At 72.1% G+C, this 20,903-nt stretch carries 21 protein-coding genes and 1 pseudogene; 14 read left to right on the top strand and 8 right to left on the bottom strand.

Annotated features, from left to right (window positions below; translation table 11 throughout):
* Positions 1–4: 4 nt before the first annotated feature.
* From ACWEK3_RS26770 to ACWEK3_RS26760, 3 genes and pseudogenes are all read right to left on the bottom strand, one after another.
* Positions 5–220 carry a DUF397 domain-containing protein gene (locus tag ACWEK3_RS26770; RefSeq protein WP_453250757.1) on the bottom strand — a complete coding sequence of 72 codons (216 nt, stop codon included), beginning with the start codon at positions 218–220 and terminating at the stop codon, positions 5–7.
* A pseudogene (locus ACWEK3_RS26765) lies at positions 217–309 on the bottom strand (transcriptional regulator); the annotation flags it as partial. The pseudogene ACWEK3_RS26765 and the gene ACWEK3_RS26770, both read right to left, overlap by 4 nt.
* Before the next feature lie 406 nt (positions 310–715).
* Complete coding sequence (locus ACWEK3_RS26760) at positions 716–1,519, bottom strand: VOC family protein (protein WP_450542348.1); 804 nt, start codon at positions 1,517–1,519, stop codon at positions 716–718.
* A gap of 297 nt (positions 1,520–1,816) precedes the next feature.
* On the opposite strand from ACWEK3_RS26760, the gene ACWEK3_RS26755 reads away from it, so the two are divergent.
* Complete coding sequence (locus ACWEK3_RS26755) at positions 1,817–2,668, top strand: sulfurtransferase (RefSeq protein ID WP_450542350.1); 852 nt, start codon at positions 1,817–1,819, stop codon at positions 2,666–2,668.
* A gap of 123 nt (positions 2,669–2,791) precedes the next feature.
* Here the strand turns inward: ACWEK3_RS26755 and sepH are convergent, their stop codons facing one another.
* A complete protein-coding gene (sepH, locus tag ACWEK3_RS26750) occupies positions 2,792–3,817 on the bottom strand; it encodes a septation protein SepH (protein ID WP_361415305.1) in 1,026 nt (341 codons plus the stop codon).
* A 488-nt stretch (positions 3,818–4,305) separates the two neighbouring features.
* Here sepH and ACWEK3_RS26745 point away from each other — a divergent pair, with 488 nt between their 5' ends.
* On the top strand, positions 4,306–5,157 hold the full coding sequence (locus ACWEK3_RS26745) for a hypothetical protein (RefSeq protein WP_453250756.1): 852 nt from the start codon (positions 4,306–4,308) through the stop codon (positions 5,155–5,157).
* Here ACWEK3_RS26745 and ACWEK3_RS26740 read toward each other — a convergent pair.
* Both ACWEK3_RS26740 and ACWEK3_RS26735 read right to left on the bottom strand, forming a co-directional pair.
* A complete protein-coding gene (locus tag ACWEK3_RS26740) occupies positions 5,081–6,400 on the bottom strand; it encodes a D-arabinono-1,4-lactone oxidase (protein WP_453250755.1) in 1,320 nt (439 codons plus the stop codon). The two genes, ACWEK3_RS26745 and ACWEK3_RS26740, sit on opposite strands and share 77 nt — an antisense overlap.
* Positions 6,360–7,598: an MFS transporter gene (locus ACWEK3_RS26735; protein WP_450542356.1), complete on the bottom strand. Its 1,239-nt coding sequence runs from the start codon at positions 7,596–7,598 to the stop codon at positions 6,360–6,362. The genes ACWEK3_RS26740 and ACWEK3_RS26735 overlap by 41 nt, the downstream gene beginning before the upstream one ends.
* Positions 7,599–7,781: 183 nt before the next feature.
* On the opposite strand from ACWEK3_RS26735, the gene ACWEK3_RS26730 reads away from it, so the two are divergent.
* Positions 7,782–8,909: a ferrochelatase gene (locus ACWEK3_RS26730; protein ID WP_453250754.1), complete on the top strand. Its 1,128-nt coding sequence runs from the start codon at positions 7,782–7,784 to the stop codon at positions 8,907–8,909.
* An 8-nt stretch (positions 8,910–8,917) separates the two neighbouring features.
* The gene (locus ACWEK3_RS26725) at positions 8,918–9,733 is read left to right on the top strand and encodes an inositol monophosphatase family protein (protein WP_453250753.1); all 816 of its coding nucleotides are present in this window, start codon (positions 8,918–8,920) and stop codon (positions 9,731–9,733) included.
* A 78-nt stretch (positions 9,734–9,811) separates the two neighbouring features.
* Here ACWEK3_RS26725 and ACWEK3_RS26720 read toward each other — a convergent pair whose 3' ends face one another.
* Positions 9,812–9,985, bottom strand: a complete 174-nt coding sequence (locus ACWEK3_RS26720; protein WP_361415317.1) for a hypothetical protein — start codon at positions 9,983–9,985, stop codon at positions 9,812–9,814.
* 425 nt (positions 9,986–10,410) lie between these two features.
* On the opposite strand from ACWEK3_RS26720, the gene ACWEK3_RS26715 reads away from it, so the two are divergent.
* The 4 genes from ACWEK3_RS26715 to ACWEK3_RS26700 all read left to right on the top strand — a co-directional run bounded on the left by ACWEK3_RS26715 (position 10,411) and on the right by ACWEK3_RS26700 (position 14,020).
* A complete protein-coding gene (locus ACWEK3_RS26715; RefSeq protein ID WP_028424348.1) occupies positions 10,411–11,064 on the top strand; it encodes a response regulator transcription factor in 654 nt (217 codons plus the stop codon).
* 6 nt (positions 11,065–11,070) lie between these two features.
* Positions 11,071–12,318, top strand: a complete 1,248-nt coding sequence (locus tag ACWEK3_RS26710) for a sensor histidine kinase (protein ID WP_361415319.1) — start codon at positions 11,071–11,073, stop codon at positions 12,316–12,318.
* 393 nt (positions 12,319–12,711) lie between these two features.
* Positions 12,712–13,008, top strand: coding sequence for a DUF4193 domain-containing protein (locus ACWEK3_RS26705; protein ID WP_005481602.1), 297 nt, complete (start codon positions 12,712–12,714; stop codon positions 13,006–13,008).
* A gap of 13 nt (positions 13,009–13,021) precedes the next feature.
* A complete protein-coding gene (locus ACWEK3_RS26700; protein ID WP_450542363.1) occupies positions 13,022–14,020 on the top strand; it encodes a hypothetical protein in 999 nt (332 codons plus the stop codon).
* A gap of 59 nt (positions 14,021–14,079) precedes the next feature.
* Here ACWEK3_RS26700 and ACWEK3_RS26695 read toward each other — a convergent pair whose 3' ends face one another.
* On the bottom strand, positions 14,080–14,556 hold the full coding sequence (locus ACWEK3_RS26695) for a DUF3093 domain-containing protein (protein WP_453250752.1): 477 nt from the start codon (positions 14,554–14,556) through the stop codon (positions 14,080–14,082).
* A gap of 57 nt (positions 14,557–14,613) precedes the next feature.
* Here ACWEK3_RS26695 and ACWEK3_RS26690 point away from each other — a divergent pair, with 57 nt between their 5' ends.
* The 6 genes from ACWEK3_RS26690 to ACWEK3_RS26665 all read left to right on the top strand — a co-directional run bounded on the left by ACWEK3_RS26690 (position 14,614) and on the right by ACWEK3_RS26665 (position 20,862).
* The gene (locus ACWEK3_RS26690) at positions 14,614–15,198 is read left to right on the top strand and encodes a PaaI family thioesterase (protein ID WP_376400411.1); all 585 of its coding nucleotides are present in this window, start codon (positions 14,614–14,616) and stop codon (positions 15,196–15,198) included.
* The gene (gene dut / locus ACWEK3_RS26685; protein WP_450542368.1) at positions 15,195–15,746 is read left to right on the top strand and encodes a dUTP diphosphatase; all 552 of its coding nucleotides are present in this window, start codon (positions 15,195–15,197) and stop codon (positions 15,744–15,746) included. The genes ACWEK3_RS26690 and dut overlap by 4 nt, the downstream gene beginning before the upstream one ends.
* A gap of 1 nt (position 15,747) precedes the next feature.
* Complete coding sequence (locus tag ACWEK3_RS26680) at positions 15,748–16,515, top strand: DUF3710 domain-containing protein (RefSeq protein WP_365774140.1); 768 nt, start codon at positions 15,748–15,750, stop codon at positions 16,513–16,515.
* A 194-nt stretch (positions 16,516–16,709) separates the two neighbouring features.
* Positions 16,710–17,402, top strand: coding sequence for an ABC transporter ATP-binding protein (locus ACWEK3_RS26675; protein WP_453250751.1), 693 nt, complete (start codon positions 16,710–16,712; stop codon positions 17,400–17,402).
* A 236-nt stretch (positions 17,403–17,638) separates the two neighbouring features.
* Positions 17,639–20,182, top strand: coding sequence for an ATP-binding protein (locus ACWEK3_RS26670; protein WP_450542372.1), 2,544 nt, complete (start codon positions 17,639–17,641; stop codon positions 20,180–20,182).
* Positions 20,179–20,862 (top strand): response regulator, encoded by a 684-nt coding sequence (locus ACWEK3_RS26665; protein ID WP_450542374.1) that lies wholly within the window; start codon positions 20,179–20,181, stop codon positions 20,860–20,862. The genes ACWEK3_RS26670 and ACWEK3_RS26665 overlap by 4 nt, the downstream gene beginning before the upstream one ends.
* Positions 20,863–20,903 lie beyond the last annotated feature (41 nt).

Genomic DNA, 20,903 nt, shown 5'->3' with positions numbered 1-20,903 from the left:
AGCGTCAAACGCGCCGCTCCGACGAGGCCGGCCCGACAAACCCCGCCCACGCTTCACGCGAGACCGCAAGGATGGGTCCGGCGGCGGCCTTGGAGTCATGGACGTGCACAACTGTCGTCCTGGGTGCGACCTCTACACAATCGCCGCCCTCGGCTCCGCTGTAGCTGCTCTTGAACCAGGCGAGGCCGGAGACGATGGTCGAGGACTCGGCGTTGTTCATAGCTCTCCCAGCAACCCTTCGATGAACTCCAGCGACTCTCGCGGACTGAGAGCCTGAGATCGGATAATCCCATAACGGGCGGCGGTGAGAGCCTCTCGCACCCGCAGCGTCTTCATGGTCTGCCCGAACGCGACAACGACACCCCGCCCGGACGCCCTGTCGTCGTTCTCCCAGCTGCCATCGAGACTTACGACCGCCCCCGCGCTGCCGTTACCACGCTCTCCGGGAACTGCCTCGGCCCCAGCACGATTGGATCACGCAGGCCATCGCTGCCGACGAGATCTGGCAACTGACCCCTCACCAGCGCTACTGGCGCCTCTCCGACGGCCACCTCACCCACCGCGACGAAGCGTGAACCGAGTCCGGACGGAAGCGCGCATCGCGGCACCGCCGCCGTATGGCCGCTGCCGAGGCCCGCGCCGCGGCGCTGTCACCGGATGTCCTGCCGATATCACTCTTCTGAGCGACACCTGCCGTCAACACGGCTTGCCGGAATCAACGCGAACTCTGGATCAGGGCGAACCGGGCCCCCTCGGGATCCGTCACGGTGGCCACGCGGCCGTGGGCGGTGTCCCGCGCGGGGGTGAGGACCCGGCCGCCCAGGGCGACGAGGCGGTCGGCCGCCTCGCCGGTGTCGGCGACCTCGAAGTACGTCGTCCAGTGCGGACCCCGGTCGCGGGGCAGGGCCCGGCCGACCCCGTGCACTCCGGCGACCGGACGGCCGTCGAGGCGCAGGGTCACCCGGTCGACACCGGCGGAGCCGTTCGGCTTCCGCTCGTAGCCGAACAGCCTGGTGTAGAAGCCGGCGACGCCCGCGGTCTCGTAGGTCAGCAGCTCGTGCCACACCGGTGTGCCGGGCAGCCCGGCGACCTCCGCGCCCGGGTGCGCCCGGGACTGCAACAGGCCGAATACCGCGCCCGACGGATCCGAGCCGATCACCAGCCGCCCGGCGCCGCCCGTGTCCAGTGGACCCACCCCGATCGTGCCGCCGCACAGCCGTACCGTTTCCGCCGTCAGGTCCACGTCGGCGGAGGCGAGATACGGCGTCCACGCCACGGGCAGCTGCCGGCCGGGCGGCAGTTGTCCGATGCCGCCCACCTCGCGGCCGTTCAGCAGGGCCCGCACGCAGGGGCCGAGCCGGCTGGGGCCGGGCTGGAACTCCCAGCCGAAGAGCTCCGCGTAGAAGGCCTGGGCGGCGGCCATCCCGTGCACCATCAGGCTCACCCGGCACGGTGTGCCGGGCCTGTGCCGTGCGGGCGCCCGGCCGTTCGGGACGCCAGGCTCCGGTGCCTCGGTCATCGTCACCTTCCCCTCGGCCCCTGCGACGGCCGCCTCGATTCCGTTCTCCGGACCCCGAGCCGACGCTCCGCCATCCGTGCCGGGCGCGGGCGCGCCCCGAAGCGCCCGCGAGGCCGGGTCCCGTCCGGAGGGTGCCCGGTGTGCGGTGTCCCGCCCGTTTCGCCGCGCTTACCGATGGATGTCGATCGGCTGTACAGCATGTGGCCGATCCCGTACGCATCGTGATCGGACCTGTCCGGCCGAGCAGAGTAGCCCGACCTGGACGCTGTGGCCACCCCGTGCGCAAGGATGGTGGCCATGAACGCCATCATCTCCGCATCCGATCTCGCGAGCGCCCTCGCGGAGCCCCGGCCGCCGGTGCTGCTCGACGTCCGCTGGCAGCTCAGCCTGGCCACGGCGGCCGGCGCGGCGCCCTTCGACGGGCGCGCCGCCCACGCGGCCGGGCACATCCCCGGCGCCGTCTTCGCCGACCTGGACCGCGAACTGGCCTCGGCGCCGGGCGGAAACGGCCGCCATCCCCTGCCGGACATGGAGGTGTTCGGCTCCGCGATGCGCCGTGCCGGGGTGGCCGCGGACCGGCCGGTCGTCGTCTACGACGGCGGGCAGGGCTGGGCGGCGGCCCGCGCGTGGTGGCTGCTGCGCTGGACCGGGCATCCCGACGTGCGGGTCCTGGACGGCGGCCTCGCGGCCTGGGAGGGCTCCCTGGAGACCGCCGTGACCGAACCGGCCGAGGGCGACTTCGTACCGAAGCCCGGCGCGCTGCCGCTACTCGACGCCGACGGGGCCGCGGCGCTGGCGCGGTCCGGAGTGCTGTTCGACGCGCGCGCGGGGGAGCGGTACCGGGGCGAAGTGGAGCCGATCGACCCGGTGGGCGGCCACATCCCGGGCGCGGTGTCCGCGCCGACCACGGAGAACGCGGGTCCGGACGGGAGGTTCCTGCCGGCCGCGGAACTCAGGGCACGGTTCGCGGCGTTGGGCGCGGACGACGGACGCGAGGTCGGCGTCTACTGCGGCTCCGGCGTCTCCGCCGCGCATGAGGTGCTGGCGCTGGCCGTCGCCGGGATCCCGGCTGCCCTGTACGTCGGCTCGTGGTCGGAGTGGTCCTCGGACCCGTCCCGGCCGGTCGCGGTGGGGCCCGATCCTCAGTGACCGGGCGTCAGCCAGCAGTCCCGCACAGGGGGTGACGGCCGGTCAGCCGGTACGGCCACAAGGAACGTGCACGAAGAAGGGCCGCACCCGGCGGGCGCGGCCCTTCAACCTCGTACGGCCTTGCTACTCCTGCTTCTTGCGGCGCGTGCCGAACACGATCTCGTCCCAGCTCGGCACGGCGGCCCGGCGGCCGGGCCGGACCCCGTCCGCCTCGGCCTGGCGGTCGGTGGCGCCGGTGAGGCGATCGCGGTGGCTGGTGACGGAGCGCGGCATGAGGACGTCCGCGTAGGCGGACCCGGCCGAGGCCGCGGGGGCCGGGGGCTCCTCGGCCACCAGGTCCTCCTCGGGCTCCTCCACGGGTTCCGGCGCGCGCTCGGGCACCACCAGGTCGCCGCGGAAGCTCGGCACCGCCTCCAGCAGGCTGGTCAGCGTGTCGCGCTCGCCCACGCTCTCCTCGGCGGGCTCGGGCGCCTGGCCCGGCAGCGCCGGACGGTCGCGGTCCCGGTCGAAGGAACGCTCGCGCGGCAGACGCGCGATGCGCGGCACGAACGGAAAGCTGGGTTCCGGGGCGCCGAGGTCGTCGGACTCCCCGATCAGCGCGCGGGCCTCGTCGTCGACGGCCTGCACCAGGCGCCGCGGCGGGTCGTAGGTCCAGCTCGCCGAGTGCGGTTCGCCCGCGACCCGGTAGACCAGCAGGACCTCCCAGGTGCCGTCGTCGCGGCGCCAGGAGTCCCACTGGGCGGTGTCCTTCTCGGCGCCGCGCAGCAGCAGCCGCTCCTGGACGGTCTCGCCGAGCAGCGGACCGGAGTTCTCACCGGGCCGGCGGACGGGAGTCTTGCGGGCGCGCTCGGCCATGAAGGCGCGCTCGGCGAGCACGGGGCCCTCGAAGCGCCGTACCCGGTCGACGGGGATGCCGGCGAGCTGGGCGACCTCTTCCGCGGTCGCGCCCGCTCGTATCCGGGCCTGGATGTCGCGGGGGCGGAGATGGCTCTCCACCTCGATCTCGATCTGGCCGAGGCGGGGACGGTCGCCGCGCACGGCGGCGCGGAGCCGTTCGTCGATCGGAAGCGTGTACTCCGTGCTGTCCGCAGCCTTCAGCACCAGCCGTGTGCCGTCATTGGAGACGGCCACGACACGCAGTTCGGGCATGGGGACCTCCCGGGTGGTGCCTGCCGACGTCACGTGCGTCGCTGCTTCCGCTAGTCGAGTGTGGCCTGCCCGGGTGCAGCCTGCCACAACCTTGCCGAGTTGCCCGGCGTGTCGGGCGCGGGCCCTGGAACGCCGTTATGGCACGGTTACCTGTTTACAACGCTAAGTGACCAACTCCGTCACCCCGTGCAACCAGCCCCCTCCCGGCGGTCCAGCAAGGTCCGGACACCCCGAAGGGAGGCCGGGCCCAGGGATCACAACGGTACTCCATTCGGGCCACGTGCGTGGATTGGCGCGCCGCCCAACTTCTCGCCAGAGGTGGTACTCGGCCGCCCTCGACCGCTTTTTCGATCACGCCCGTGGCGAACTTCACTTATTCACCGCAAACGGAACTAACGGTTTCGTCTGTACGTCCCTTTCTCGTGCAGTCGGCCGATCTGCAGACGAAAGATGCGGCCGTGTCCGACAGAGGCAGGCAAGGTCCGGTAATGAGCGAAAGGTCCGATGGTGGTGGTGAGCCGAGTGCCGGGGAGGGGGTGAAGAGGAGGCGGATCGAGCTGAGCGTGGCTCAGGTCGCGGGCAGCGCCGTGGCGGCGGTGGTGGCCGCGAAGCTCGCCTCGTACTTCGGCGTCTACGGCACGATCCTCGGGGCCGGTGTCGTCAGCGTCCTGGCCACCTGCGGCGGCTCGGTCTTCCAGCACTTCCTCCGGCGTACCGGCGAACAGCTGCGCGGGGTGGCCGCCTCCCCGGGACCGGTACCGGGACCGTCCCCGGCGACCGCTCCCGCCGGGCGGACCGCGCCGCCGGTGGGCGAGTTCACCGAGGGGACCGTCTACCGGGCCCGGATCAAGAGCTGGAAGCGGCCCGTGCTCGCCGCCACCCTCGTCTTCGGGGTCACCATGGCCGGAATCACCGCCTACGAACTGGTGTCGGGCGACAGCTTCAGCGGCGGCAGGGGCACGACGGTCGGCTACGCCGTGACCGGCCACCGCACCCCGTCCGTGACGTCCGACGGGCCGGCCCCCACCTCCTCGCCTACGCGGACGCCCGGGACCGGGACCCGGGAAGGGGCACGGCCGGGCGATGCCGCCTCCGGCAGCCCCGACCGGGGCACCGGGGTGAGCCCGGCGCCCACACCCGAGGCCACGGGGAACGGCGGGAACAGCGGCGGCACCGGGGACACCGGGAGCGCGGGCACCGACGGCACGGGGGCGGGCAACCCGTCCGACGCCGGCACTACCGCCCCGGCACCCGGCGCGAGCGCTACGGCCCCAGCACCCTCCGCAAGTAGTCGTTCTGGAACAGCCGCTGGGGATCCAGCCGGTCCCGCAACGCCGTGAACTCCCCGAAGCGCGGGTAGGCCGCGGTGAGTTGGCCGGCGTCCCTGGTGTGGATCTTGCCCCAGTGCGGCCGGCCCTCGTGCGCGGTGAAGATGTTCTCCGCGGCCGTGAAGTACCGCTGGTAGGGGGTGCCCCGGAACATGTGGACCGCGATGTACGCGCTGTCCCGGCCCGAGGCGGTGGACAGGGTGATGTCGTCGGCGGGCGCGGTGCGCACCTCCACCGGGAAGCTCACCCGCAGTCCGGAGCGGTCGACCATCGCCTTCAGCTCGCGCAGGGCGTCGGCCAGGGCCTCGCGCGGCACCGCGTACTCCATCTCCAGGAAGCGCACCCGGCGCGGTGAGGTGAAGACCTTGTAGGGGATGTCGGTGTACGTCCGCGCGGACAGCGCGCGGCTGGAGATCCCGGCGATCGACGGGATGGTGGCGGGCACCGCGCGGCCGACCCAGTTGGCCACCTGGAAGAAGCCGTTGGAGAGGAACTCGTCCTCGAACCAGCCCGCCAGCCGCCCCACCGGCTGCTCCGGTCCGGCGCTGCGGTTGTTGCGCTTGGTGTTGGTACTGCCGGTGTGCGGGAACCAGTAGAACTCGAAGTGCTCGTTCTCCGCCCAGAGTTGGTCGAACTCCGCGAGCACCCGGTCCAGGCTCATCGGTTCCTCGCGGGCGGTGAGCAGGAAGATCGGCTCCACCGCGAAGGTGAGGGCCGTGACGATCCCCAGCGCGCCCAGGCCGATACGGGCGGCCGCGAAGACGTCCGGATTCTCCTGCGCGGAGCAGGGGAGTACCGAGCCGTCCGCCGTGACCAGCTCCAGCCCCCTGATCTGGGCGGCGATCGAGGCCGACTCGCGGCCCGTGCCATGGGTGCCGGTGCTGGTCGCCCCGGACACCGTCTGCTCCATGATGTCGCCCATGTTGGTGAGCGAGAGGCCCTCACGCGCGAGAGCGGCGTTGAGCCGCTTGAGCGGAGTGCCGGCCTCGACGGTGACCGTCATGGCCTCGCGGTCGATCTCGCGTATGCCGGTCAGCAACTGGGGGCGGATCATGACGCCGTCCGTCGCGGCGATGCTCGTGAAGGAGTGACCGGTGCCGACGGCCTTCACCCTCAGCCCGTCCTCGGCGGCCCTCCGTACGGCGGCGGCGACGTCCTCCACCGTCGCCGGCGTGACCTCCCGCCCGGGGCGCGCGCCGACATTGCCGCCCCAGTTACGCCACGTGCCGTTCTTCGCGCTCGTCGTGCTGCTCAACGAAGCCTCCCCGCCGCGTAGCCGGCCTGCTGAGCCGGCGGTACCCGAGGAAACCGACCGCGACCGCGACGGCCCCGGACACCGCCGGAACCCCGTACCCGGCCCGCGCCCCGGCCGCGTCGATCACCCAGCCGGCCACCGAGGAGCCCAGTGCCACCCCGACCGCGAGCCCGGTGCTCACCCAGGTCATGCCCTCGGTCAGGTGCGAGCGTGGTACGTGCTCTTCGACGAGGGCCATCGTCGTGATCATCGTGGGAGCGACGGACAGGCCCGCAACGAACAGCGCCACGGCCAGAAACGGCAAGTTTCCGACCAGTAGGAGGGGGATCATACTCACGGCCATCGTGCAGATGCCCAGCAGCCAGCGCCGGGCGGGCGGTCCCGCGAAGCGCAGCAGGCCGAACACGACGCCCGCCGCGCAGGAGCCCGCCGCGTACACGGCGAGCACGACGCTCGCGGCGCCCTTGTGTCCCTGCTGGTCGGCGAAGGCGACGGTGACCACGTCGATCGCCCCGAAGATCGTCCCGGTCGCCACGAACGTCAACACCAGCACCTGGAGCCCGCGCGCACGCAGGGCCGAACCGCCGCCGCCGTGCTCGCGCGGGTGCGGAGCGGGCTCGGTCGCGCGCTGCGCGGTCAGCCAGAACACGCCCGCCGCCAGGAAGCAGGCGGCCAGCAGCGGTCCCGCCTCCGGGAACCAGACGGTGGACAGCCCGATGGAGACGATCGGCCCGAAGATGAAGCAGGCCTCGTCCACCACCGACTCGAACGAGTAGGCGGTGTGCAGCTGCGGCGTCCCCCGGTACAGGGCCGCCCAGCGCGCGCGGACCATCGCGCCCAGACTGGGCACGGAGCCGATCCCGGCCGCGCAGACGAACAGCACCCAGTCCGGCCACCGGAAGTGCGCCGCGCACAGCAGGACCGCCGAGGCGGTCAGCGCGACGAGCGTCGCGGGGCGCAGCACCCGGCGCTGCCCGTGCCGGTCGACCAGCCGGGAGATCTGCGGGCCCAGGACGGCGGCGGCCAGCGCGATGGTGGCCGACAGCGCGCCCGCGAGCCCGTAGCGCCCGGTCAGCTGCGAGATCATCGTGACCACGCCGATGCCCATCATCGACAGCGGCATCCGGCCGAGGAACCCCGCGGCGGAGAAACCCTTGGAGCCTGGAGCGGCGAACAGGGCACGGTACGGGCTGGGCACAGGGTCTCCGCGGATCCGGTAAGGCGTGAAGGAAGCTGATACAGCTTACGGACCGGACGACTCCTGCGCACCACCCCCCTACGGGCTCCCGCGCACCTCGCTCACGGGCCGGGAGCCCTTACGGGCCGGGAGCCCTTACGGGTCGGGATCCCGCCCGTCGGTGCGGGGTGGCAGGATCGAGGCATGCCTGACGTGCTCGACGCCACCCCGTACGACGCCCTGCTCCTGCTCTCGTTCGGCGGCCCCGAGGGGCCGGACGACGTGATCCCGTTCCTGGAGAACGTGACGCGCGGGCGCGGCATCCCCACCGAGCGCCTGAAGGAAGTGGGCGAACACTACTTCCGGTTCGGCGGGGTCAGCCCGATCAACGACCAGAACCGCGCCCTGCTCGACGCCCTGCGCAAGGACTTCGCCGACCACGGCCTCGACCTGCCGGTCTACTGGGGCAACCGCAACTGGGCCCCGTACCTGACGGACACCCTGCGGGACATGGTCCGCGACGGTCGCCGCCGCACCCTGGTCCTGGCCACCAGCGCCTACGCCTCCTACTCCGGCTGCCGCCAGTACCGCGAGAACCTGGCGGACTCGCTCGCCGCGCTCGAGGCCGAGGGCCTGGAACTGCCGAAGGTCGACAAGCTGCGGCACTACTTCAACCACCCGGGCTTCCTCCAGCCCGTGATCGACGGGGTGCTGGAGTCGCTCGCCGACCTCCCGGAGGACGTCCGCGACGGCGCGCACATCGCCTTCTGCACCCACTCGATCCCGATCTCCGCCGCGGACACCTCCGGCCCGGTCCCCGGCCACGGGGACGGCGGGGCGTACGTCCGCCAGCACCTGGACGTGGCGCGGCTGATCGCCGACGCGGTCCGCGAGCGCACCGGCGTCGACCACCCCTGGCAGCTCGTCTACCAGTCGCGCTCCGGAGCCCCGCACATCCCGTGGCTGGAGCCCGACATCTGCGACCACCTCGAGGAGCGGCACGCCGCGGGGGCCCCGGCCGTCGTCATGGCGCCCATCGGCTTCGTCTCCGACCACATGGAGGTCCTGTACGACCTCGACACCGAGGCCACGGCCAAGGCCACGGAACTGGACCTTCCGGTGCGCCGCTCCGCCACCGTCGGCGCCGACCCGCGGTTCGCCGCCGCCATCCGCGAACTGATCGTGGAGCGTGCCGCCACCGAGCGCGGACAGCAGGTCACGCCGTGCGCCCTGGGTTCGCTCGGGGCGGACCACAACCTGTGCCCGGTGGGCTGCTGCCCGGCCCGTACGCCCCGGCCCGCCGCCGCGGGCGCCGACAGCCCCTACGCGTGAGGAGCCCCGTGACCGACACCCTGCCCGCGGAACTGCTGCAACTCGCCCGCCAGGCGGCCGCACGCGCCGGAGAACTGCTGCAGGACGGCCGCCCGGCGGACCTGGCGGTGGCCGCCACCAAGTCCAGCCCGATCGACGTCGTCACCGAGATGGACATCGCCGCCGAGAAGCTGATCACCGGCCTGATCGCCGACCGGCGGCCCGACGACGGCTTCCTCGGCGAGGAGGGCGCCTCCGTCGAGGGCACGAGCGGCGTCCGCTGGGTGATCGACCCGCTCGACGGCACCGTGAACTACCTGTACGGACTGCCGACCTGGGCCGTCTCCATCGCGGCCGAGCTGGACGGCGAGGCGGTCGTCGGGGTCGTGGCCGTCCCGATGCGCGGCGAGTCGTTCCACGCCGTGCGCGGCCGCGGGGCCTGGGCCACCGGAGCCTGGGCCGGCGAGCGCAAGCTGGCCTGCCGCGCCGCGCCGCCCCTGGACCAGGCCCTGGTCGCCACCGGCTTCAACTACGTCGCCGAGGTCCGCGCCCACCAGGCCGACGTGGCCCGCCGGCTGATCCCGCTGCTGCGCGACATCCGCCGCAGCGGCTCGGCCGCGGTGGACCTGTGCGACGTGGCGATGGGCCGCCTGGACGGCTACTACGAGCGCGGTCTGAACGCGTGGGACTTCGCCGCGGGTGACCTGATCGCCAGGGAGTCGGGCGTCGTGACGGGTGGCCGCCCGGGAGAGCGTCCGTCCCGCGAGCTGACGGTCGCGGCCACCCCGGGCGTCTTCGAGCCCCTCCAGAGCCTCCTGGAGGAGCACGGCGCCTGGCACGACTGAGGGCACGGCAGGAGCACCACGCACAGCGGGACCCCGGCGCTGGATTCGCCGGGGTCCCGCTTCGCGCGTGCAGGCTGATCAGACGCCGGACACGCCGACCTCCACACCGTGTTCGGCGGCGAGGCGGCGCAGGTCGTCGAGTTCGGCCAGCTCGACCTCGACGAGGAAGTCGTCGCCGTCGTCACGGGCCCGCGTCAGATCGGACTCGGTCGCCTTTATGCGCTGCAGAAGTCCTGCGGTGAATGCGTCCATGCTTGCGCCCCCTCGTCCTGGGTCGGTGGGTCGGTGGCACGGGGGTGTGCCGTTCGGAAGGGACGATCACGTCTCAGCAGGTGCCCGGCGCTGCCCGACCGGGCGGCGACGGCGCTGGACACCCACACCCACTCTGCGAAAGCGGATCGCGGAGTACCGCATGGTGCTGCGGCACATGCAGAGCGTGATCGCGGGGTGTAAACCCGTACTCCCCCGACTCCTCGCGGCGGAAACCTCCACCGGACAAGAAAATCCGGGATTCGCGGCCCCTTCGCCCGCCGCTCGCCTCCCGTCCACCGGCCGCTTCCACGGCTTACCGCCGACTTATGGCCCAAAAGGGCAGGATGGATGCACACACTCACGAGGACCCCTGCCGGCGTGCGCCCCGAGCGGCGCTACGCGGGTGGACACAGGAAGGACAAGACGTGCGCGTACTCGTCGTCGAGGACGAGCAGCTGCTCGCCGATGCGGTGGCCACCGGACTGCGCCGGGAGGCCATGGCCGTCGACGTCGTGTACGACGGTGCGGCCGCCCTGGAGCGCATCGGCGTCAACGACTACGACGTGGTCGTCCTCGACCGCGATCTCCCGCTGGTGCACGGCGACGACGTCTGCCGCAAGATCGTCGAACTGGGCATGCCGACGCGCGTGCTGATGCTCACCGCCTCCGGCGACGTCAGCGACCGCGTCGAGGGCCTGGAGATCGGCGCCGACGACTATCTGCCCAAGCCCTTCGCGTTCAGCGAGCTGACGGCACGCGTGCGTGCTCTTGGCAGGCGCACCAGCGTGCCCCTGCCGCCCGTCCTGGAGCGCGCCGGGATCAAGCTCGACCCCAACCGCCGCGAGGTCTTCCGCGACGGCAGGGAGGTCCAGCTGGCGCCGAAGGAGTTCGCGGTCCTGGAGGTCCTCATGCGCAGCGAGGGCGCCGTGGTCTCCGCGGAGCAGCTGCTGGAGAAGGCCTGGGACGAGAACACCGACCCGTTCACCAACGTCGTGCGTGTCACGGTGATGACGCTGCGACGCAAGCTCGGCGAGCCCCCGGTGATCGTCACCGTGCCCGGCTCCGGCTACCGGATCTGATCAGCCGTGGCCGCGACCCCGGCGCCGCCCCAGGCGCCCCCGAAACCCACCTGGGACCCCAGAAGGCCGGAGCCGACCTTCCCGTGGCTGCGTCCGACCATCCGGATACGGCTGACGCTGCTGTACGGCGGCATGTTCCTGATCGCCGGCATCCTGCTGCTGTCGATCATCTACCTGCTCGCCGCGCAAGGCCTGCGTACCGGCAACCAACCGCTGTTCAAGATCGTCGACTTCAATGCCCTGAGGGTCACCAGCACCGACTGTCCGGGCGTCGACAACGGCAACCTGTCGCTGTCGGAGTTCAACGCCGCGATCAGCGCCTGCATCGACCACCAGCGCCAGGCCGCCCTGGACAGCCTGCTCAGCCGCTCGCTCCTCGCCCTGCTCGGCCTCGCCGTGATCGCCTTCGCGTTCGGTTACGCGATGGCCGGCCGCGTGCTGTCCCCGCTCGGCCGGATCACCCGCACCGCGCGCGCCGTGGCCGGCTCCGACCTGTCCCGGCGGATCGAGCTGGACGGCCCGGACGACGAGCTGAAGGAGCTCGCGGACACCTTCGACGACATGCTGGAGCGGCTGCAGCGGGCCTTCACCGCCCAGCAGCGCTTCGTCGGCAACGCCTCGCACGAGCTGCGCACACCGCTCGCGATCAACCGCACGCTCCTGGAGGTGCAGCTCTCCGACCCGCACGCGCCGATGGAGCTCCAGCAGCTCGGCAAGACCCTGCTGGCCACCAACGAGCGCAGCGAACAGCTCGTCGAGGGCCTGCTGCTGCTCGCCCGCAGCGACAACCAGATCGTCGAGCGCAAGCCGGTGGACCTCGCCGAGGTCGCCTCGCAGGCCATCGACCAGGTGCACGGGGAGGCGGAGGCCAAGGGGGTCGAGATCCGCGGCGAGCGCAAGCCGGCGGTCGTCCAGGGCAACGGCGTGCTGCTGGAGCGGATCGCCCTGAACCTGGTGCAGAACGCGGTGCGGTACAACGTGGCCGAGGAGGGGTGGGTGGAGGTCGTCACGGACGCCCAGCACGGCCAGGCGATCCTCGTCGTCACGAACACCGGACCGGTCGTCCCGGCGTACGAGATCGACAACCTCTTCGAGCCCTTCAGGCGGCTGCGCACCGAGCGCACCGGCAGCGACAAGGGTGTCGGCCTGGGCCTGTCCATCGCCCGCTCCGTGGCGAGGGCGCACGGCGGGCACATTTCGGCCCAGCCGCGTGAGGGGGGTGGGCTCGTGATGCGAGTGGCGCTGCCGATCTGAGATCATTGCGCCGACACGCGGGGATGTTCGCTTTGCGCGGAAATTCCCGGGGCCGTTCCCGGCCTCACCGTGTGTGATCGATCACATGAGCGGTTTTCCAGCCACCTACTCTCCGTGGCCATGCGAACCCTGGAAATGCCGGAAAAATCCCGGTTTTCAGGGGGCATGATCACGGGAAGTACACGGTGAGACCGCTTTGGAGCGGGGCATCCGGACCGTGTACGGTCCCGATCGCCATCCAAGCCGATCACTCTTGAGGAGTGCGGTTGGGTGTCGATTGAGTAACAGACCTTGATGTGAGGCAAAATCTCCGCCTCAGGTCGGGCACAAGTCCGGCCTCTCACGCGTTACGTGCGCTGGAGACACCGCATACACCCAGAGGGGGAGAGCGACATGGCAACCGATTACGACACCCCACGCAAGACCGACGACGACGTCGACTCGGACAGCCTGGAAGAGCTGAAGGCCAGGCGGAACGACAAGTCGACCTCCGCTGTGGACGTCGACGAGTTCGAGGCCGCCGAAGGCCTGGAGCTGCCCGGCGCAGACCTCTCGAACGAGGAACTGGCCGTCCGGGTACTGCCCAAGCAGCAGGACGAGTTCACTTGCATGAGCTGCTTCCTGGTGCACCACCGCAGCCAGCTGGCCCGGGAGAAGAACGGTCAGCCGATCTGCCGCGACTGCGACTGAGGCAGGGTCGGCCGTGACCGGCTCGACCCCTCCTTGGAAGCGCCGCATCCCCCGCGGGGGAGCGGACTCGGGACCGTCCGACGGCTCCCACGGCGCGCGTGACGACGAGCAAGGGCCATCCCGTACATCCGACCCGAACGGATCGGCGGGATCGCCCGCGCTCGCATCGGTCTCCGGGCGCGGTGACCCCGCCGTCCCGGCGGGTGGACCCGCGCCCGTGGCCCGGCGGCAGGCCGCGGCGATCCGGCACCGGGCCCGGCAGGCCGGAAAGGCGGCCAGAGACGGCGCGCGCGTGAGCGGCGGCCATGCCAGGGCGGTCTTCTCGTACCTCACCGACCGCGTCATCGACATGGCCCCGCGGATCCCCGTACGGGACCTCACCACGCTGCGCCGGCAGTTCCCGGGCCTCGGGCCCGAACAGCTCGCGGACAAGCTGGTGGCGGGTGCGGCGGGCGCCTCCTCCACGGTCGGAGCGGGCGTCGGGGCGGCGGCGATGCTGCCGGTACCGCCCGCGATGCCGACCCAGCTGGCCGCGGAGGTCACCGGAGTCGCGGCGATCGAACTCAAGCTGATCGCGGAACTCCACGAGGTGTACGGGGCGCGGCCCCCCGGAAATCTGAAGGCCCGCAGTACCGCGTATCTGACCGTCTGGTCGCACGAGCGCCGGATCGACGTGCGGAATCCGTCGACGATCGACCTCGCCCTCGGGGGCAGGATGAGGCACCAGCTGCGCCGGCAGATCATGAAGCGGACGGCGCGGGGCCTGCCCAAGCTGACGCCCTTCATGGTGGGCGCCGCGGCCGGTGCCGTCATGAACCGGCGCGAGACCAGGAGGCTCGCCGCCCGCATCCGCGCCGACCTGCGCAAGATCCAGGTCCCGTGGGACGAACTGCCCCCGCTGCCGCCCCTGGAGACACCGGGGCGTCCACTGCCGCCCCAGGACACCGACGACGGCTCCGACGGCGTTGAAGGCCCCGACACCACCGGCGGCTCCGGGGGACCCGGGAGCTGACGAGCCCGCCCTGGATCACCTGTATAAGGATCACCTGTACGGGGCCTTGGCGCCCCCGGCTACGCGGTCCCGGGCTCCGCGGCCGCGCGCGCCGCGCTCAGCGCCTGGGCCAGCTGCTCCGGCTCCCGCGTCGACAGGTACAGGTAGGGCGTGGGGTCCTCCGGGTCGGTGACGATGACCCGCAGCGCCCCGGGAATGTAGGCGCGCAGCAGCAGGAAGGCGCGGGTGTCGGCCTTGTGGGTGCGCCAGGCGCGTGCCTCCTCCGCGTCCAGCACCTCCGCCTCGCCGAGCGCCGTGACCGGGATCTTCGCCTCGCCCGCGATCAGCAGACCGCCCACGACCCGGATGCGCGGCGAGCCGTAGGAACTCGCCACGACCGCCGCCGCAGCGGTGCCGCCGACCAGGCCGCCCAGCATCGGCAGGGTGCCGAAGGGAAGCAGGATCAGGGCGCAGGAGATGCCCAGCAGAAGGCTGATCAGCCACCAGGAACGGGGCGCGGTGAGGCGTTCTTCGTACGGTTGGGCGGAGAGCTGCATGAACCCAGCTTGGCACGGTGTCGGGCGCACGCCGACGCGCGGGTAATGTCTGCGCCTGTGAGTGGTAGTTCCGCAGCTCTTCAGCCCCCGCCCTACGCCGTTGATCCGGTCCGGCACCCCGACGCCCCCGCGCCCGGCGAACTCCTCGGCTCGCACTACGCGGCGTGTTTCGGCTGCGGCGGGGAGCAGCCGCACGGGCTGCACCTCCAGGTGCGGGCCGGCGAGGGGGTCCGCATCACCGCCGAGTTCACCGTGCAGCCGGCCCACCAGGGCGCGCCCGGCCTCGCCCACGGCGGGGTCCTCGCGACCGCCCTCGACGAGGCCCTCGGCTCACTGAGCTGGCTGCTGCGGACGATCGCCGTGACCGGTCGGCTGGAGACGGACTACGTGCGCCCGGTACCGGTCGGCACGACCCTGCATCTGGAGGCCGAGGTCACCGCGGTGGCCGGACGGAAGATCTACTCCAGGGCCACCGGACGCGTCGGCGGCCCCGACGGGCCGGTCGCCGTCCGCGCCGAGGCCCTGTTCGTCGAGGTCAAGGTCGACCACTTCGTCGATCACGGCCGCGACCGGGAGATCCAGGCCGCCATGAACGACCCGGACCAGGTCCGGCGCGTCCGCGCCTTCGAGGTGAACCCGTGAGCCGTGAGCCCCTGAACGTGCTGATCCGGCGTGTCGACGCCGACGTACCGCTTCCGGCGTACGAGCACCCCGGCGACGCGGGCGCCGATCTGCGCACCACCGTGGCGTGCGAACTGGCCCCGGGGGAGCGTGCCGTACTGCCCACGGGTGTGTCTGTCGCGCTCCCGGAGGGGTACGCGGCCTTCGTGCACCCGCGATCCGGACTCGCCGCCCGCTGTGGTGTCGCCCTCGTGAATGCCCCGGGGACGGTTGATGCCGGGTACCGTGGGGAGATCAAGGTGATCGTGGTGAATCTCGACCCGCGCGAGTCCGTGCGGTTCGAGCGCTTCGACCGGATTGCCCAACTGGTCGTCCAGCAGGTCGAGAGGGTCCGCTTCCAGGAGGTGGCGGAGCTTCCCGGCTCGGCGCGGGCCGAGGGGGGCTTCGGGTCCACCGGCGGCCACGCCGCCGTGGACGGCGCGAGCGGCACGAAGGGCCGGGCCGCCGTGGGCGGACCGGCGGGTGGGAATCGATACGCTTCGGTCGTATCCGACCGGGAAGGACAGTGACGTGTTCGGACGTCGCAAGAAGAAGGGTGCCGCCGAGGACGCGGCCGGCGAGGCCGAGCAGGTCGTCGACAGCGTCGACACCGAGGCGGACGTGGACGTGGAGGGCGAGCGCGAGCGTGTGCGGCTCGAGCCCGAACCGCGGCCCGACGGGCCCTGGGACGGCTCCGAGGTGCGCGAGCCGGCCGAGGGCCGGGTGGACCTCGGCGGCATGTTCGTGCCCGGCATCGAGGGCATGGAACTGCGGGTCGAGGTCGCGGGCGACGCGATCGTCGCGGCGACCGTCGTCCTGCAGGACAGCGCCATCCAGTTGCAGGCCTTCGCCGCGCCCAAGCGCGAGGGCATCTGGGGCGAGGTGCGCGAGGAGATCGGCAGCGGCATCACCCAGCAGGGCGGCATCGTCGACGAGGTCGAGGGGCCGCTGGGCTGGGAGCTGCGCGCGCAGGTGCCGGTGCAGCTGCCGGACGGCACGGGCGGTTACCAGGTCGTGCGGTTCGTCGGGGTGGACGGTCCCCGCTGGTTCCTGCGCGGGGTGATCTCCGGGCAGGGCGCGGTGCAGCCGCAGGCGGCCGGACTGCTCGAGCAGATCTTCCGGGACACGGTCGTGGTCCGCGGCGAGGGCCCGATGGCGCCCCGCGACCCGATCGTCCTGAAGCTGCCGAACGACGCGCAGATGGTGCCCGAGGGCGTCCAGCAGGACGAGGGCCAGTCCCGCTTCTCCGGCGGGATGGGCCAGCTCCAGCGCGGACCGGAGATCACCGAGGTCCGCTGAGAGCGGTCACCGACAGGACTCAGGGCCGTACCTCACGGGGTGCGGCCCTCCGCTGTGCGCGGCCTTCTCCGCGGTCCCGGCCGGAAACCTTCGCGAACGTCCGTCCGTTCGGTTGGTGATCGCATGTTGAAGGGACGGGCGCGGCTGGTGATACTGGCGCCCGGTCCACGGGGGACGGAAAACGGGGAGGGCACATGAGCCAGGTGATCACCGAGACCATGGTGCGCGTCGAGGACGTCCACAAGTCCTACGGACAGGCGGCGGCCGCCGTGCACGCCCTGCGCGGAGTCTCCTTCGAGGTGCCGCAGGGCGAACTGGTCGCCCTCAAGGGCCGCTCCGGCTCCGGCAAGACGACGCTGCTCAACATCGTCGGCGGGCTCGACGAGCCGGACCGGGGACGGGTCCACGTCGACGGCCGCGACCTGTCCGAACTCGGCGAGGACGGCCTCCTCGCCCTGCGCCGGGACCGCATCGGGTTCGTCTTCCAGTCCTTCGGGCTCATCCCGATCCTCACCGCCGCGGAGAACGTCGGCGTGCCGATGCGGCTGCGCCGCGCCGATCCGCGCGCCCGGGAGGAGCGCGTCGAGCTGCTGCTGTCCCTGGTCGGCCTCGCCGACCACGCCCGGCAGCGGCCCGGTGAGCTCTCCGGCGGCCAGCAGCAGCGCGTGGCCATCGCCCGCGCCCTCGCCAACGAGCCGGCGCTCCTGATAGCCGACGAGCCGACCGGCCAGCTCGACGCGGAGACCGGTCACGCCGTGATGGAGCTGCTGCGCGCGGTCGTCCGCAGCGAGCAGGTCACCGCACTGGTCGCGACCCACGACGCGACCCTCCTGGACCTCGCCGACCGGGTTCTGGAACTGCGCGACGGCAAGATCGTCGAGTCGTGACGCCCTGACGCTGTCTCGCTGCCGCGCCGTGACGCCGTGACGTCGTGACGTCGTGGCGCCGCGACGCTGTAACGCTGTGGCGTCCACACGTCGTGAGCCGTGACGCCGTGCACGTCAGGGTTGCGTCAAAGACGGCCATCCGCCCCCGCACGACCCCTTATGTCGCGAATATCGGCCGTAGGGTCGACGCGGCATACACACGGCATCCACAGCCGTGAGGGGAAGACAATGGGGCCATGGGACGTGGCAAGCTTCGGATCTACCTCGGTGCGGCACCGGGCGTCGGCAAGACGTACGCGATGCTGTCCGAGGCACACCGCCGGGTGGAGCGGGGCACCGACTGCGTCGTGGCGTTCGTCGAGCACCATGACCGGCTGCGCACCGAGGTGATGCTGCACGGCCTGGAGCAGGTCCCCCGCAAGGCACTGGAGTACCGCGGGACCACCTTCACCGAGATGGACGTCGACGCCGTGCTGCGCCGCGCCCCGGCCGTCGCCCTGGTGGACGAACTCGCCCACACCAACATCCCCGGCTCCCGCAACGCCAAGCGCTGGCAGGACGTGGAGGAACTGCTCGCGGCCGGCGTCGACGTCATCTCCACGGTCAACATCCAGCACCTGGAGTCCCTCGGCGACGTCGTCGAGTCGATCACGGGTATCCGGCAGCGCGAGACCGTCCCGGACGAGGTGGTGCGGCGGGCCGACCAGATCGAACTGGTCGACATGTCGCCGGAGGCCCTGCGCCGCCGGATGGCGCACGGCAACATCTACAAATCGGACAAGGTCGACGCCGCCCTGTCCAACTACTTCCGGCCCGGCAACCTCACCGCGCTGCGCGAACTGGCCCTGCTGTGGGTGGCCGACCGGGTCGACGAATACCTCCAGCGCTACCGCAGCGAGCACCAGGTCTCCAAGATCTGGGGCTCGCGCGAGCGGATCGTGGTCGGCCTGACCGGCGGCCCCGAGGGGCGCACGCTGATCCGCCGGGCGGCCCGGTTGGCCGAGAAGGGCGCCGGAGGGGAGGTCATGGCCGTCTACATCGCCCGCAGCGACGGACTGTCCTCCGCCTCCCCGAAGGAACTGACCGTCCAGCGCACCCTCGTGGAGGACCTGGGCGGCACCTTCCACCATGTCGTCGGCGACGACATACCCGCCGCGCTGCTCGACTTCGCCCGCGGGGTCAACGCCACCCAGATCGTCCTGGGCTCCTCGCGCCGCAAGACCTGGCAGTACGTCTTCGGACCGGGCGTGGGCGCCACGGTGGCCCGTGAGTCGGGCCCCGACCTCGACGTGCACATCGTCACCCACGGACAGGTCGCCAAGGGGCGGGGACTGCCGGTGGCCCGCGGCGCCCGGCTCGGCCGCGCCCGGATCGTCTGGGGCTGGACGGTCGCGGTCGCCGGACCGGTGGCCCTCGCGCTGCTGCTGAACACCGGGGACATCGGCCTGGCCAACGACATGCTGCTGTTCCTCGCCCTGACGGTGGCCGCGGCCCTGCTGGGCGGGCTGCTGCCGGCGCTCGCCTCGGCAGCCGTCGGATCGTTTCTGCTGAACTACTACTACACCCCGCCCCTGCACCGGCTGACCATCGCCGACCCCAAGAACATCGTCGCCATCGCGATCTTCGTCGGCGTCGCCGTGTCCGTGGCCTCGGTGGTGGACCTCGCGGCCCGCCGCACCCACCAGGCCGCCCGGCTGCGCGCCGAGGCGGAGATACTGTCCTTCCTCGCGGGCAGCGTGCTGCGCGGCGAGACCAGCCTGGAGGCGCTCCTGGAGCGGGTCCGCGAGACCTTCGGCATGGAGTCGGTGGCGCTGCTCGAACGGCAGAGCGACGTGGACCCCTGGACCTGCGCCGGCCGCGTGGGCACGGGCGGACCGCTCCAGCGCCCGGAGGACGCCGACGTGGACATGCCCGTCGGCGACCACATGGCGCTGGCGCTGACCGGACGGGTGCTGCCCGCCTCCGACCGCCGGGTGCTGGCCGCCTTCGCCGCCCAGGCCGCCGTCGTCCTGGAGCGCCGGCGCCTCCAGGAGGAGGCCGACCGGTCCCGCGCCCTCGCAGAGGGCAACCGCATCCGCACCGCGCTGCTCGCCGCCGTCAGCCACGATCTGCGCACACCGCTCGCCGGGATCAAGGCGGCCGTCTCCTCGCTCAGGTCCGAGGACGTCGAGTGGTCCGAGGAGGACCGCGCCGAACTGCTCCAGGGCATCGAGGAGGGCGCCGACCGGCTCGACCACCTCGTGGGCAACCTGCTGGACATGTCCCGCCTCCAGACCGGCACCGTCACCCCGCTGATCCGCGAGATCGACCTCGACGAGGTGGTGCCGATGGCGCTGGGCGGGGTGCCCGAGGACAGCGTGCACCTGGACATCCCGGAGTCTCTGCCGATGGTCGCCGTCGACCCCGGGCTGCTGGAGCGCGCGGTCGCCAACCTGGTGGAGAACGCCGTGAAGTACAGTCCGCCGGACGAGCCGGTGCTGGTGTCCGCCAGCGCCATGGCCGACCGGGTCGAGGTCCGGGTCGTCGACCGCGGACCGGGCGTCCCGGACGAGGCCAAGGACCGCATCTTCGAGCCGTTCCAGCGGCACGGCGACGCCCCGCGCGGAGCAGGCGTCGGCCTCGGCCTCGCCGTGGCGCGCGGCTTCGCCGAGGCCATGAGCGGCACGCTCGAGGCCGAGGACACGCCCGGCGGCGGTCTGACGATGGTCCTCACCCTGCGGGCCGCGGAGAGCCTTCGCGTCTCCGCACGACTCGCCGAACCAGAAAGGCAAACCACATGACGCGGGTGCTGGTGGTCGACGACGAGCCGCAGATCGTGCGTGCGCTCGTGATCAACCTCAAGGCACGCAAGTACGAGGTCGACGCCGCCTCCGACGGCCGGACCGCCCTCGACCTCGCCGCCTCCCGCCACCCCGACGTGGTCGTCCTCGACCTCGGCCTGCCCGACATGGACGGCGTCGAGGTGATCAGGGGCCTGCGCGGCTGGACCCGGGTGCCGATCCTGGTGCTGTCCGCCCGCCACTCCTCCGACGAGAAGGTCCAGGCGCTGGACGCGGGCGCCGACGACTACGTCACCAAGCCCTTCGGCATGGACGAGCTGCTGGCCCGGCTGCGGGCTGCCGTCCGCCGCGCCGAGCCCGTCGGGAGCGGCGAGGACGGCGTGCTGGTGGAGACCGAGGACTTCACCGTCGACCTGGCCGCGAAGAAGGTCAACCGGTCCGGCAAGGACGTACGGCTCACCCCGACCGAATGGCATCTGCTGGAGGTGCTGGTGCGCAACACCGGCCGGCTGGTCAGCCAGAAGCAGCTCCTGCAGGAGGTGTGGGGGCCGTCGTACGGCACGGAGACGAACTATCTGCGCGTGTACATGGCACAGCTGCGCAGGAAGCTGGAGGCCGACCCCTCGCACCCCAAGCACTTCGTCACCGAGCCGGGGATGGGCTACCGCTTCGAGAAGTGAGCGGTTACGTCGCCCTCCAGGCACCCCGGTACGCTTCAGAC

It is taken from the genome of Streptomyces sp. NPDC004721 (genome assembly GCF_053601495.1).
This window is presented reverse-complemented; position numbering and strand designations above follow the sequence as displayed.